The sequence below is a fragment of the Hamadaea tsunoensis DSM 44101 genome (assembly GCF_000428945.1).
Taxonomy (GTDB): Bacteria; Actinomycetota; Actinomycetes; order Mycobacteriales; family Micromonosporaceae; genus Hamadaea; species Hamadaea tsunoensis.
Map to the genome: position 1 here is coordinate 399549 of NZ_AUAX01000002.1, position 12854 is coordinate 412402.

Genomic DNA, 12854 nt, shown 5'->3' on the forward strand with positions numbered 1-12854 from the left:
ACAACCGGGGTTGTGTCAAGCGTGCAGTGCCGTCGCGACAAGGAACGTGGCGAGGCCGGCGCAGAGCAGCAGAAGCTGCCAGCGGGTGAAGCGCCGCGCTCGACGGGGGTCGCGGGTCTGCAGGACCCCGATCGCGTAGGCCGCGCTGGCGGTGTTGACGGCAGCGGGCACAAGCAGGACGAACAGCACGTGGGACGGCGTGGAGTGCGCGAGCTGCCCGCGACTCCACCAGATGATCAGTGCTGCCAGCGGTACGCCGGCGAGGAAGAACCACAGGGCGAGGCCGGCAAGGGCGATACTGCGGCGTACGTCGTACCAGGGTCCGGGCGTAGGTTCAGGCATCGCGGTCACCTGCGTCGGTCTCGGTGTCGCTCGGATCGAGGGGGATGCGTGACCGCTCGACCAGCTCGGCGTATTCACTGCTGCTCAGTTGCTTTCGCCACTGGCCATAGGACTCTATGGCCGCCCGCAGGGACGGCAATACCGCATTGCTGGTGGCCACATCGCGCAGATGTAGCCGCCCGGCGAGCAGGTCGTCCGCGAGATCGCGCAGAGCCGGATCGGATCCGGTACGCAGTGCGCGCAGCACAGCGCGTAGTGACGCACCGGAGTACGCGTTGTCGGGTTCGTCGCCGGTCTGGTCCATGGTCACCGAGCCGCCACGGGTCCGGTGTAGGCGTGGTCGGGCAGGCTGATCTGGCCCGGGTCGCCGAACTCCTTCAGGAGCGCGGCGAGGAACGCGAAGGCCATGGTGATCGCGGTGGCGGCGCTCTGGATGATGGTCGACGCCTTGGTGATGAGCTTCAGGATGTTGATGATCTGCACCGTGGCGAGCCCGTAGCCGACGACGGCCCCGATGCCGGTCTCGACCAGAGCGGTCCCGGCGGCCATCTCCAGCAGCGCGAGGACCGCCTGGTCGCAGATGCTCTGCAGGAGGTTCTGCAATTGGGTGGCGATCATCCACACGTCCAGCGCCAGTTCGCTGTACCGGTGGGCGGCTCTGCTCATGATGGCGGAGGTACGAGAGACGCCGGCGGCCACGTCCGAGAAGTAGGTGAAGGCTTGTTCGGCGGCGTTGCCGGTCCAGCGGGTCGTCAGCAGGGCGGCGTGTGCCTCGGTCTGTACGGCGACATCGCCGAGGCAGGCGGCGAGGTGCGTAAGCGCGTCGCCGTACTCCCCGATGCGGGCCCAGTCACCGGCGAAGGGCTGCACGACGGTCTGCAGGACGTCGCGTCCAGTCATGTCGGCGATCGCGGTGTTGAGCCACGCGGTGGGGCTCGCGTAGTCGAGCAGTTGAGTGAGGTTGATGTAGCCGGTCTCGGCGGTGGGCTGAGGTGCCGTGGGTGCGGTGAGGTGGCGCGTCGGGTCGTCCACTATGCCGCCCCCGGCTGCCGCTGTGCGGGCGGACCGGCTGCCGGCAGCGTCGCGTCGATGCGGGCTGCCGAGGCTTGGTCGGTGATGTCGTAGGCGTCGGCGGCGCGGCGCAGCCCGTCCGCGCTGTCGCGGAGGACATTCGCGGCTTGGCGCAGCTTCATCGCCAACTGCTCGACGAATTCGTCGTGCGCCGGGTTGAGCCGCACGATGAGGCCGGCCTTGGCCAGGTCGAACTGGCTGTTCTCATGGTGATACCGGTACGCGGCCGCGAGGTGGTCGGCGTGCTGGCCGTAGTCGGCGGCGGTCTGCCGTAGCGCGGCGGTGTCGACACAGAACAACGCATCTCCTCTGGGCAGGATGAGCGTGAACGAGGCCGGCCGATGCAGCCCCGGTTCGGCTTGTGGTGGTGCGGCCCGGTGGTCGCGCCGCGCCGGTCGCTATCGCGTCGACGCCCGGCGAGAATCGCCGCATACCGTATTCGTGATGGCGATATCACCGAATGTAACAGCCATTGCGGTCGATGATTCGCTGCTGTTCTACTCAAGCGCGTACGTATGTCGCTCAATTGACGGCCCGCCTACAGCGCTTCATCCTCCGGCCCAGTCCTGTGAGCTGCGGCGTCTCAGCCCAGGTCGAGGCCCGACGCTGAGCGGTGTACAGCTTGGACAGACGCATTCGGCGATGCAGCCCGCTACTCGGTAGAGCACTGGCGGTCGCTGGTGTCGGTCCGCGACGCCGCCGACATCCTGTAAGCGCCGGCGTCACCGCACACGCACCAGCTTCTGCGGCGGCGCTGCAGGGCCGGCCGGGCGCTACCGCGACTGGCTCGCCGAGGCCGTCACGCAGCGACTCCTGACCGTCTGATGGAGAGGCTGAGATGGCGGCGTCTCAGAGCCTTCTGAGAAGCGCCCGGGAGGCTGGCCCCCGTGACCACCATCAGCGGCCTGCCCGCCCACGTCCTGCTCGTGCACGCCGTCGTCGTGCTGCTGCCCCTGTCCGCGCTCCTGCTGCTGGTGACCGCCGCGTGGCCGGCCGCCCGCCGGCGTCTCGCCCTGGCGAACCTGATCCTGTCGGTGTTCGTGCTCGTCCTCGTTCCCCTCACGACCGACGCGGGCGAATGGCTTGAGCGGCGCGTACCCCGCAGCACGGCCGTCCGTGACCACGCCGAGCTCGGCGACACCGCCAAGATCGCCGCGTTCGCGGTCGCCGTCGTGGCCGCGGTCATCTGGTGGCGTACGCGTGGAAACGGCTGGAAGTTCCTGATGCCGGAGTCGACCGCGGCGACGGTGGCCGTCATCGTCCTGGCGACGGCGGTGGCCGGCGGGGCCTGCTACGACGTCTACCGCATCGGCGAGTCCGGCGCCCAGGCGTCCTGGGAGGGGAAGTTCTCGACCGCGCCGCAACCGGGCGGCTTCCGCGGCAACTGAGCGGTCATCCCTCGGGAACGAGCCGCTGCCCAGGTGTGCCCGGGTCGTACCGTTGCGCGGGTGGACTTTCGCCTTCTCGGCCCGATGGAGATCACCGTCTCCGGTGCCCGGATCCACATAGGCCGGCGTCAGGAGCGCGAGCTGCTGGCCCTGCTGCTGCTCGACGCCGGCCGATGGATCTCCGTGGACCGGATCGTCGGCGTGCTGTGGACGGACGAGCCACCGGCCGCCGCGCACCGGACGGTACTGACCTACGTGTCCCGGCTGCGGCGGGTGCTGCGGGCGGCCGGCGCGCCGGAACTGCTGGAGCGGCGCGGAGACGCATATCGGATGGCTGTCGATCCGCAGGCCGTCGACTGCCACCGGTTCGACGGGCAGACCCGGCGCGCGGCCGGGCTGGCCGATCCCGCCGAGCGGGCCGCTGCCTACGGCGACGCGCTGCGGCTGTGGTCCGGACCGGCACTCACCGACGCACCCGCCCTGAAGTCACTGGCGGCGGCCTGGGAGGGGCGCCGCCGGCAGGCCCAGCGCGGCCGGTACGCGGCCGACCTCGACGCCGGCCGGGCGAGCGAGCTCATCGGCGAGATCACCGCCCTGGCCGAGGCCGACCCGCTCGACGAGGACGCCACCGCGCTGCTCATGCGCGCATTGACCCAGGCCGGCCGCCGCAATGACGCGCTGGCGGCGTTCACGCGGCTGCGCGTACGCCTGAATGAAGAGCTCGGGTTGGATCCCGGGCCGGCGGTGACGGCGCTGCACGAGCAGGTCCTGCGCGGCGAGGTGACGGTACCGGTGGCGGCACGCGTGGTTCCCGCGCAACTGCCCGCCGAGCCGCGGCGGTTCGCCGCGCGCGGCGGTGACCTGGCGCGCCTCGCGGACCTGATGAAACGGCCGGGCGGGCCGGCGGTGCTCACGATCGCCGGGCTGGCCGGGGTCGGCAAGACGACGCTGGCGGTGAGCCTCGCCCACCGGCTGCGCGATACCTACCCCGACGGGCAGCTCTATCTTGATCTGCGCGGCTTCTCCCCCAGCGGGCTGCTGGACGCGGACGACGCGCTCTACGCCCTGCTCATCGGCCTCGGAGTCGCTCCGGCGGCGATGCCGCCGGGATTCGACGCCCGCGCCGGCCTGTACCGCAGCCTGCTCGCCGGCCGCCGGATCCTCGTGGTCCTCGACAACGCGCGCAGCGCCGACCAGATACGCCCGCTCCTACCGCCCGGCGGGACCTCCGCCGCGCTCGTCACCAGCCGGAACCGGCTCACCGGATTGGCGGTCACGCACGACGCGCAGCCGTTCGAGCTCCCGCTGCTGGACGAAGCCAGCGCGCGGCTGGTCCTCGCGGCGCACGTCGGCCGGCACCGCATGGACCGCGAACCCGCCGCCGTCGCCTCGATCCTCGCCCACTGCGCCGGCCTGCCGCTGGCCCTGGCCGTCCTCGGGGCGCACGCCGTCGCGCGGCCCCGGCACCGGCTCGCCGACATCGTCCGCCAGCTCGACGAGACTCCGCCGGGCGCCGACGCCGCGACCGACGTGAACAGCGTCTTCTCCTGGTCGTACCGCCGGCTGTCCGGCCCGGCCGCGCGGATCTTCCGCCGGATGAGCGTGATCCACAACGGCGAGCTGACCTTGCCCGCCGCGCGGAGCCTGGTCGGCGGTGCCGGCTCGCGCGACCTGCGCCAGGCTCTGGACGAACTGGCCGACGCGGGCCTGCTCACCGAGCTCGGCCCGGACCGCTTCGGCTCGCACGACCTGCTGACGGCGTACGCGACGGAACTCGCCGCGGCCCACGAGGACCCCGCCGAACTGGACGCCGCCCGGCTGCGCCTGTACCGGCATTATCACGACACGGCCTGGCAGGCCAGGATGCTCGTGTACCCGTCGGAGCCCTCGCAGTGGATACCCGGCGACGGCGGCGTATCCGGTCATCTCCGGGACGCCGAGGACGCGCGGCACTGGTACGTCACCGAGCGCGTGAACCTGGTCCACGCCGTGGCCGACGCCGCCGGACGCGGCTGGGACGCCCTCGCCGTCGGCCTCGGCCTCGCCATCACCTTCTTCCTCGACCGGGCCGGTCACTGGCAGGACTGGGTCCGCATGAACGAGCGGCTGCTGCCGATCGCCGAGAAGCTCGGCGATCCGTCGCGGCTCGGGTTCCTGCAGCGGTCGCTGGGCTACGGGTACATCCGGTTCGGGCGCGAGGACGAGGCCGAGACACGACTGCGCGACAGCATCGAGACGCTGCGGCGCAGCGACGACCGACGCGGCCTCGGCAACGCGCTGAACGGGCTCGCCCACCTCTACGACCTGCGCGGCGACCACGAGGGCGTACGCGCGGCCGCGCAGGCTTCCTACCAGGTCTACACCGAGGCCGGAGCGGTCAACTGGGCGGCGGGATCCATCAACGCGATCGCGTGGGCCGAGGTGAACCTCGGCGAGCTCGATGCGGCCATCGGGCACTGCCGGCAGGCACTCGACATGCTGGAACAGGGCGGATTCGCCGAGACCACGCACGCCGCCGCCACCTGGGACACCTACGGAGTCGCCCTGCACCGCCTCGGCCGGTACGCCGAAGCCCGCGACGCGTACGGCCGGGCGGCCGACCTGTGCCAGCGGAGCCTGCACATGACGCGGCTGCTCACGGTGCGCACACACCTCGGCGACTGCGCATCGGACGCCGGCGACCGGGCGGGGGCCGCGGTGGCGTACCGGCAGGCGCTGGAGCTCGCCGAGACGATCGACGCGACCCAGGCCGAACGGCTGCGGGCCAAGTTGCGCGGTCGATGAACGCCGACGATGTTGAACGTGCAAATGCCTTGCGGCGCTTGCGAAAGTTCCTCCGCTGACCAGCCGACCGCCACCGGCCGATGGGTCCGTATCCGGTCGCCGCCCGGCTGCCGACGCCGCCCGCCGAGCCCTCACCGGCCACCTCGGAACCAGGTTAGAGTCAGCCGTGTCCACTTCTGACGAAGATCCCTCAGACGTTGCGGACACGGGGGAACCACAAGCATGATCGGCATTTCACGACGACCTCGACCGCTGGTCCTGGCCGGGCTGGTCGCCGGGGTCGAGTTGGCGAACTGGGTCATCCTGTTCGTCTTCCTCGCGGCCACCGTCTCGCTGCCCGCACCCGCGCCCGACTTCGACTGGGGCGACGCGGCGTGCTGGACGACCCTGATCGTCCTGGTACGCGTACCGCTGTCGCTGCTGCGGGTCTTCCTCCAGTACGCGCGGGGCGACGCGCGGGTGCACCTGCTCGACGGCCGCTGGGGGTGCTGGTGGGCGCGCGCGGTCGACGCGCTGGAGACCGCGGCCGCGGCGGCGGTGGTGCTGTGGCTGGCCGCGGTGCCGCTCGGCAACCTGCTGGTCCTGGCGACGGTGGCGACGGTGGCGGTGGCGCTCACCTGGATGATGGTCACCGGCCCGGCGCCCGGCGCGGCCGCCCGCTGACCCCGACGGGCCACCCGGCCGGACCACGCGACCGGGCCCTGCCGACCGGACCGCCCGGACCAGACCGCCCGGACTCGGCCGGCCCAACCCTGCCGACCGGACCGCGCGGCAGGCCGTAAGCTGGCCGGATGCCCGACAAGCAGACCGAGCGGAAGGTCATCTCCGTCAACCGGAAGGCCCGCCACGACTACGCGATCCTCAAGACCTACGAGGCCGGGCTGGTCCTGCAGGGCACCGAGGTCAAGTCGCTGCGGGCGGGCCGGGTCTCGCTGGTGGACGCGTTCGCCCAGGAGCGCGACGGCGAGCTCTACCTGCACGGCCTGCACATCCCCGAGTACGCGCACGGCACCTGGACCAATCACACCCCGCGCCGGGTCCGCAAGCTGCTGCTGCACCGGGCCGAGATCGTCAAGATCCTGCTGAAGCTGCGCGACGTGGGCATCACCCTCGTGCCGCTGTCGATGTTCTTCGAGAACGGCTGGGCCAAGGTCGAACTCGGCCTGGCGAAGGGCAAGAGCACCTACGACAAGCGCCAGACGCTGGCCGAACGCGACGCGAACAAGGAGATCACGCGCGAGTTGGGCCGCCGCCTGAAAGGTCGCTCGGAACGAGCTTGATTCACGGTCTTCACTACGGCGGGCCGAGTCCATAGACTCTCGGCGATACACCCCCGTCACCCTCCGGATGGAGACCCGATGCTACTGAGACGATTCGCCATCACCCTTGGCGCTACCGTCCTCGGCGCCGCCCTGCTCGGCGCCCCGGCCCCCGCCCACGCGGACACCCTGCAGGCGGCCAGCCTGAACGCGACCATCGCGCTGAGCAACTGCTCCGCGTCGCTCGTACGCTTCCCCACCTCGGTCGACACCGACCGGGCCATGATGCTCACCAACGGCCACTGCTACGAGGGCGGCATGCCCGGCGCCGGCGTGGTCCTGACCAACAAGAGCAGTACCCGCTCGGGCACACTGCTCAACTCGACCGGCGGCAGCCTCGGCACGGTCAAGGCCGACCTCGTCCTGTACGCGACGATGACCAACACCGACGTCACCCTGTACCGGCTGAACACGACGTTCGCGTCGATCAAGTCGAGCTACGGCGTGACCGCGCTGACGGTCTCGTCGAGCCACCCGGTCGACGGCAGCAGCATGTACATCCCGTCGAGCTACTGGAAGCAGATCTGGAACTGCTCGGTCAACGGCTTCGTGAGCACGCTGCGCGAGGACGCCTGGACCTGGCACGACTCGATCCGCTACAGCTCCGGCTGCAACACGACGCACGGCACCTCCGGTTCGCCGATCATCGACCTGGGCAGCAACCAGATCGTCGGCATCAACAACACCGGCAACGACGACGGTCAGATGTGCACTTTGAACAACCCGTGTGAGGTCGACGCGGACGGCACGACGCACGCGTACCAGGGGCAGAGCTACGGGCAGGAGACCTACTGGTTCACCACCTGCCTCACCTCCGCCAACGCGATCGACCTCAACAAGGCCGGCTGCCTGCTGCCCGGTGGCACGCCCACCGGCAACACCGTCACGGTCACCAACCCGGGCGCGCAGAGCGCCGTGGTCGGCACCGCGTACAGCAAGCAGATCGTGGCCACCGACTCGGCCTCCGGCCAGACCCTCACCTACAGCGCGACCGGCCTGCCGGCGGGTCTGACCATCAACAGCGCCACGGGCCTGATCTCGGGTACGCCGACCGCGGCCGCCTCGACGTCGGTCACCGTGACCGCCAAGGACACCACCAACGCCAGCGGCTCGGCGACCTTCTCGTTCACCGTCACCTCCTCCGGCGGCGGCTGCTCCGGCCAGCTTCTCGGCAACGGCGGCTTCGAGACCGGCACCGCCTCGCCGTGGACGACGTCCTCCGGCGTGCTCGACAACAGCGCCAGTGAGGCGGCGCACGCCGGCTCGTGGAAGGCGTGGCTGAACGGCTACGGCAGCACGCACACCGACACCCTCGCGCAGTCGGTGACGATCCCGGCCGGCTGCCACGCGACGCTGACCTACTGGCTGCACATCGACACCGCGGAGACCACCACGACGACGCAGTACGACAAGCTGACCCTCACGGCCGGCTCGACGACGCTCGCCACGTTCTCCAACCTGAACAAGGGCACCGGTTACACCCAGCGCACCACCGACCTGTCGGCGTACGCCGGCCAGACGGTGGCGCTCAAGTTCACCGGTGTCGAGGACTCGTCCCTGCAGACGTCGTTCGTCATCGACGACGCCGCCGTAACGCTCTCCTAGTCCTCGCGCCTGACAGTTCCAAGATCTGGTTTGGATCAGGTTTTCGCACGTAATCATGGGCCATGATTCGGGTGATTTCCCTGATCCAAACCAGATCTTGGGCTTTAGGCGCCCGCGGGGATCTCGGCGGCGGGCTGCTCTCCCAGCAGCCGCCGGTGGAGCTCGGTCGTCAGCACGTGGATCTCCCGCGTCAGCTGGGTGTTCGTCTTGAGCTCCAGCTCCTGCTGGTTGAAGTCGTGGTCGGCCTTCGCCTGCTGGTACGCGGCCTGCCGGTTCTGCCCGATCATCACGAACGTGGACAGGAAGATCGCCTCCAGCGACACGACGAGGGTCAGCGTCGGCCACGGATTGCCCTCCGCGAAGATCATCCACAGCGCGAAGCCGATGGCGTGCAGGTAGACGAACATCATCGAACCGGCGAACCGGGTGATGGCGTCGGCCAGCCGCAACTGGAAGTCCTCGGCCCGCTTCGCCTCGACGGCGACGTTCACGGGGTGGCGGTTGTCGCCGGTGACGATGTCCACAGTGGTCTCCTTGACGTGAGGGCGTGCCCGCCCATCATCCCGCCGGAACGGGTTTCTGGGGTCACTTAGGGGGATCGTCTGGGGTGCCCCCGCCGTCACGCCCCGACCTACGGTCGGACTGATCACCCTTCGACCACATTCATTGGGGGACCCCTCGTGCTGTCCAGACGAACTCTTCTCAAGGCCGGCGGCGGTGCCGCGGTCGCGACCGCCGTCGGCGTGCCCGCGCTGGCCGGCTCGGCCTCCGCCGGCGGCGGCTGGGACTATCTTCGTACGCGGCTGACGGGCGATCTCGTGCTGCCCGCCGACACCGGTTACGAGCTGGCCAAGCAGAACCAGTTCGGCGAGTTCGACGCGATCACACCCCGGGGCCTCGTGTACGCCGAGACGACCGCCGACGTGTCGCTGGCCGTCCGCTTCGCCCGCGACCACGGCCTGCCCCTGCGTACGCGCAGCGGCGGCCACAACTACCGCGGCTGGTCGACCGGCGAGGGGCTGGTGATCGACCTGTCCCGCATCCACCACACGACGGTCACCGGCGAGACCGTCCACTTGGGACCCGGCGCGCAGTCGATCGACGCCCTGTACGCGCTCGGCCCGCTGGGCAAGCAGGTCATCGCGGGCACCTGCCCGACCGTGTGCCCGGGCGGATTCCTGTCCGGCGGCGGTATCGGCTACCAGACCAAGAAGTTCGGCGTCGGCTGCGACCACATCGTGTCCGCCCAGATCGTGCTGGCCGACGGCAGCGTACGCCGGGTGTCGGCGGGCAGCTCGCCGGACCTGTTCTGGGCGCTGCGCGGCGGTGGCGGCGGCAACTTCGGCATCGTGACCGACTTCGAGGTGACCCCCATCGACGCGCCGCGGATGGTCGCCTTCACCGCGGTCTTCACCTGGGACCGGGCCGCCGAGATCCTCGCCGCCTGGCAGCAGTGGCACCTCGGTACGCCTGACGAACTCGGTTCGGCACTGGTGTTCATGCTCGACGACGCGGCGCCCGGCAACATGCCGACACCGCTGATCACCGGCGGCTACCACGGCTCGGAGGCCGACCTGAGGGTCGCGCTCGCCCAGTTGACCACGCTCGTCGGAGCCGCACCGGTGAACCTGGACGTACGCGACCTCGCGTACCACGAGGGGATGGCGCTGTCCTACGGGTGCGGCGAGCTCACCCAGGACGAATGCCACCGCGTCGGCACCAACCCGGCCGCCCAGCTGCACCGCACCGCGCTGCTGCGCGAGGGCTACCGGTTCCTCGACCGCGCCCTGACCACCACCGAGATCGGCAACCTCCTCGCCGCCTGGGACGGCCAGCGGGTCGCCGGCCAGCGCCGGTTCCTGCACGGCATGACCCTGGGCGGCGCGAACACGCGTACCGGCCGGCAGGCCAACGCCTTCGTCCACCGCGACGCCCAGTTCATCCTCGGCTTCGACGCCCAGCTCGACAGCCCGACCCCGGACCTCGTCGCCGCCTCCGAGGCGTTCGTCGACCGCGGCACCGCCGTCCTCGACCAGGTTGCGCGCGGCGCGTACGTCAACTTCCCCGGTTACAAGCTCCCCGACTGGGCGGGCCGGTACTACGCGGAGAACTACCCGCGCCTGCTCGCCGCCAAGCGCCGCTACGACCCCGACAACGTCTTCCGCCACCCGCGCAGCATCGGCAGCCCGTCGGCGTGACCGCCGGCCCGTTCAGGAAGGACACTGGAATGGACAGTGGACAGTCACCCGGGCGGCGGGCCGCCGTCGTCATCGGAGCCGGCATCGCCGGCCTGTGCGCGGCCCGCGTTCTCGCCGACCGCTACACCGAGGTCACCATCCTCGACCGCGACGCCCTGCCCGCCGACGGTTCGCCCCGGCGCGGCGTACCGCAGGGGCGGCACTCGCACGTGCTGCTGGTCGCCGGGCAGAAGGCGCTCGGCGAGATCTTCCCCGGCCTGCACGACGAACTCGTCGCGGCCGGCGCCGTCGTCTTCGACTCCGGCAACGACCTGCACCTCTACCGGCTCGGCGCGTCCTGGAACCCGGTCGAGACCGGCCTGCCGTTCGTCTCGCTGAGCCGCCCCCTGCTGGAGTTCACCCTCCGCCGCCTGGTCACCGCCCTGCCCAACGTCACGGTGCTGCCCGCCACCGCCGTCTCCGGCCTCACCGCGCAGGACGGCAGCGTCACAGGGGTCGTCCTCGACGACGCGCGTACGCTGACCGCCGACCTCGTCGTCGACGCGACCGGCCGCGGCAGCCGCTCCGACCGCTGGCTGGAAGGACTCGGCTTCCCCGTGCCGGACACCGAGGAGGTCAAGGTCACTGTCGGGTACGTCAGCCGGCTGTACCGGCGTACGCCCGGCGACCTGCCGGTCCAGGCGGCGTTCGTGCAGCCCACCCCGCCCGTCGAGAAGCGGATCGGGGCGGCCCTGCTCGTCGAGGACGACCAGTGGCTGGTCTCCGTCGGCGGCTGGCACGGCGACTACCCGCCGGCCGACGAGGAGAGCTTCCGCAAGCACGCCGAGAGCCTGCCCGACCCGATCATCGCCGACCTGATCGCCACCGCCCAGCCGCTCACCGAACCGGTCGCCTTCCAGTTCCCCAGCAACCGCCGCCGCCTCTTCGAGCAACTCCCCACCGTCCCCGGCGGCTTCGTCAGCCTCGGCGACGCGGTGTGCAGCTTCAACCCGCTCTACGGCCAGGGCATGACCGTCGCCGCCCAGGAGGCGCTCGCCCTCGGCTCCATCGTCGACGAGTACGCGACGCTCACCCCGGCCGCCGCCCTGTCCTTCTACGGCAAGCTGGCCGGCATCACGTTCATCCCGTGGCAGGCCGCCGTCGGCGGCGACTTCGACTACCCCGAGACCGGGGGTACGCGTCCCGCCGCCGCCGAGCTGTTCGGCCGCTACTCGACCCTCGTCCAGCTGGCGGCACAGGTGTCCGGGGCTGTGCGTACCGTCGTCCTGCAGGTGCAACACCTGCTGGTGGCGCCGACGGCGCTCTGGCGCCCGGAGTTCGTCGCGGAGGTGGCGCGGGCCGCGCGGCACGCCGAGGAGGGTGAGGAGCCACTGGGCGTGGGCGCCCACAACCGTCCCCTCTGGACGGACGAGGACGTCCACGCGGAAAGCGTGCGCGCGGCGCTCCGCGCGGCCGGGTTCCCCGAGTTCACCGACGAGCAGGCGGGATTCGCGGTCGAAGGCGGCGCGCGCATCGTCATCGCCGGTCTCGACGGCCGCTCGGCGGAGTACGCGCCGGCCCTGGCCGCGGCGGGCTTCCGGACCACGGAGTCCACCGACCCCCTCGTCCTGTACGCCGAACCAGCCTGAGCCGTCTTCCTTGATCGCGGGGCGGTGCGCTGTGCGCCGCCCCGCGCCGTGTGTCCAAGGAATCGCCGTGCTCAGCGGTCCGGGGTGAGGACCGGTTTCAGGTCGAGGATCGGCGTACCGTCGAGCGCCTCCAGGTTGCGCACGTGTACGCGCGTCCCCTCGATCGCGAGGATGTGCACCTCGTGCAGGCCGACGGGATTGGGCCGGTCCGGCGACCGCGTCGCGAAGACGCCGGTCAGCGGCCGGGACTCGTCGCCCCGCGGGTGCACCGCCATCGTCGCCCGGTCGGCCCGGTCCAGCCAGGTCAGCAGAATGACATCGGTCCCCGCCGCCAGACCGGCCAGGGCCGGCGCGTACTCATCGTCGAAGAGCAGCCAGGCGTCCGGAGCGCCCTCGTCGGCCTGCCGGGGAGCGTCGGCGAGATCGGTCAACGGGGAGAGGACGCGCCCGATCCGGCGTACCGAGAACTCCATCATTCCTCCTGCGTATCTCAGGTGATCAGCTCGCCTTGATCAAGTA

At 70.9% G+C, this 12854-nt stretch carries 13 protein-coding genes; 7 read left to right on the top strand and 6 right to left on the bottom strand.

The genetic code is table 11. The features are described from left to right. Positions 1-15 precede the first annotated feature (15 nt). From G401_RS0104365 to G401_RS0104380, 4 genes are read right to left on the bottom strand one after another with little or no spacing between them, the layout of a single operon-like run. Positions 16-342 (bottom strand): hypothetical protein, encoded by a 327-nt coding sequence (locus G401_RS0104365; protein ID WP_157545308.1) that lies wholly within the window; start codon positions 340-342, stop codon positions 16-18. Beyond that, positions 335-652 carry a hypothetical protein gene (locus G401_RS0104370; protein WP_027341542.1) on the bottom strand — a complete coding sequence of 106 codons (318 nt, stop codon included), beginning with the start codon at positions 650-652 and terminating at the stop codon, positions 335-337. The genes G401_RS0104365 and G401_RS0104370 overlap by 8 nt, the downstream gene beginning before the upstream one ends. Beyond that, positions 649-1374: a hypothetical protein gene (locus G401_RS0104375; RefSeq protein WP_027341543.1), complete on the bottom strand. Its 726-nt coding sequence runs from the start codon at positions 1372-1374 to the stop codon at positions 649-651. Before G401_RS0104375 ends, G401_RS0104370 begins: the two co-directional genes overlap by 4 nt. Further along, on the bottom strand, positions 1374-1712 hold the full coding sequence (locus tag G401_RS0104380) for a type VII secretion target (protein ID WP_027341544.1): 339 nt from the start codon (positions 1710-1712) through the stop codon (positions 1374-1376). The genes G401_RS0104375 and G401_RS0104380 overlap by 1 nt, the downstream gene beginning before the upstream one ends. Positions 1713-2300: 588 nt before the next feature. On the opposite strand from G401_RS0104380, the gene G401_RS0104385 reads away from it, so the two are divergent. The 5 genes from G401_RS0104385 (at position 2301) to G401_RS43405 (ending at position 8509) form a co-directional block, all read left to right on the top strand. Next, positions 2301-2801, top strand: coding sequence for a DUF2231 domain-containing protein (locus G401_RS0104385; RefSeq protein WP_027341545.1), 501 nt, complete (start codon positions 2301-2303; stop codon positions 2799-2801). Between the two features lie 60 nt (positions 2802-2861). Then, the gene (locus G401_RS0104390) at positions 2862-5585 is read left to right on the top strand and encodes an AfsR/SARP family transcriptional regulator (protein ID WP_157545310.1); all 2724 of its coding nucleotides are present in this window, start codon (positions 2862-2864) and stop codon (positions 5583-5585) included. A 222-nt stretch (positions 5586-5807) separates the two neighbouring features. Then, positions 5808-6248, top strand: a complete 441-nt coding sequence (locus tag G401_RS0104395; RefSeq protein WP_027341547.1) for a hypothetical protein — start codon at positions 5808-5810, stop codon at positions 6246-6248. 128 nt (positions 6249-6376) lie between these two features. Beyond that, positions 6377-6865: an SsrA-binding protein SmpB gene (gene smpB / locus G401_RS0104400; protein WP_027341548.1), complete on the top strand. Its 489-nt coding sequence runs from the start codon at positions 6377-6379 to the stop codon at positions 6863-6865. 78 nt (positions 6866-6943) lie between these two features. Continuing rightward, the gene (locus G401_RS43405; RefSeq protein WP_034590671.1) at positions 6944-8509 is read left to right on the top strand and encodes a putative Ig domain-containing protein; all 1566 of its coding nucleotides are present in this window, start codon (positions 6944-6946) and stop codon (positions 8507-8509) included. A 104-nt stretch (positions 8510-8613) separates the two neighbouring features. Here the strand turns inward: G401_RS43405 and G401_RS0104410 are convergent, their stop codons facing one another. Beyond that, positions 8614-9033 carry a DUF1003 domain-containing protein gene (locus G401_RS0104410; RefSeq protein WP_034590672.1) on the bottom strand — a complete coding sequence of 140 codons (420 nt, stop codon included), beginning with the start codon at positions 9031-9033 and terminating at the stop codon, positions 8614-8616. 156 nt (positions 9034-9189) lie between these two features. Between G401_RS0104410 and G401_RS0104415 the strand changes: the two genes are divergently transcribed. Both G401_RS0104415 and G401_RS43410 read left to right on the top strand, forming a co-directional pair. Further along, a complete protein-coding gene (locus G401_RS0104415) occupies positions 9190-10707 on the top strand; it encodes an FAD-binding oxidoreductase (protein ID WP_027341550.1) in 1518 nt (505 codons plus the stop codon). Between the two features lie 29 nt (positions 10708-10736). Beyond that, positions 10737-12335 (top strand): FAD-dependent oxidoreductase, encoded by a 1599-nt coding sequence (locus G401_RS43410; protein WP_064741680.1) that lies wholly within the window; start codon positions 10737-10739, stop codon positions 12333-12335. 71 nt (positions 12336-12406) lie between these two features. Here the strand turns inward: G401_RS43410 and tsaA are convergent, their stop codons facing one another. Continuing rightward, a complete protein-coding gene (gene tsaA / locus G401_RS0104425) occupies positions 12407-12811 on the bottom strand; it encodes a tRNA (N6-threonylcarbamoyladenosine(37)-N6)-methyltransferase TrmO (RefSeq protein ID WP_027341551.1) in 405 nt (134 codons plus the stop codon). Between the last annotated feature and the right edge of the window lie 43 nt (positions 12812-12854).